General features: G+C 61.5%; 2 pseudogenes. One reads left to right on the top strand and one right to left on the bottom strand.

What is annotated here, in order from left to right:
- Positions 1 to 248 (bottom strand): annotated as a pseudogene (locus tag FNJ47_RS46370) (ABC transporter substrate-binding protein); the annotation flags it as partial.
- Between the two features lie 211 nt (positions 249 to 459).
- Here FNJ47_RS46370 and FNJ47_RS46365 point away from each other — a divergent pair.
- A pseudogene (locus tag FNJ47_RS46365) lies at positions 460 to 707 on the top strand (ABC transporter substrate-binding protein); the annotation flags it as partial.

The raw sequence follows: 707 nt of genomic DNA, 5'->3' as shown, positions 1-707 counted from the left end.
AGGCCCGGGATCAGCGCGCTCGCCTTGTCCGACGACGACAGGTCCCACATCGTCAGCGCGTCGTACATCGTAAGCCCGGTGAAGCGGTTGCCCTCAAAACCCTGGTCGGGCTGGCCGAGCGTGCGCGGAATATCGGCAGCCGTCATGCCAATGCGCAGCACGGTCTCGGCGCCGGCGGCCGCCGGTACACACGCGGCCATCGCGAGCGCCAGCATGATCGCCGTCGCATTGGTCTTCCTGTTACGCATCTGAGCAACCCCTTCGAAGTCTGGTGACGTTTTGGTGATTATTTCTTGGGCAAGCGTATGCAATGCCTGTGCCAAGGGGAATAGTTCTTCAGCAAATTACCGCTGGGCGCGTCAATTCTTCCCACCTTAGACTAAGATGGGGCAATGCTGCCTATTCTGGCATCATGCTTGCAAGTTTTGGCTTCGACTTCCCACCAACGGAGCCCTTAATATGCGTGCGCGCAATTCGATCCTGATGGCGGCAATGGCGCTTGCCCTGACCGCGGGCTGGCCGGGCATATCCGCACGCGCCGAGTCCATTGTGCGCTACGGCATTTCAATGGCCGACATTCCGCTGACGACCGGCCAGCCCGATCGCGGCGCCGGCGCCTATCAGTTTACGGCCTATACGATCTACGATCCGCTGGTGGCCTGGGAGATGGACGTTGCCGACCGGCCGGGCAAACTGGTGCCGGGCCT

This window comes from Bradyrhizobium uaiense, assembly GCF_010811875.1.
Taxonomy (GTDB): domain Bacteria; phylum Pseudomonadota; class Alphaproteobacteria; order Rhizobiales; family Xanthobacteraceae; genus Bradyrhizobium; species Bradyrhizobium uaiense.
This window is presented reverse-complemented; position numbering and strand designations above follow the sequence as displayed.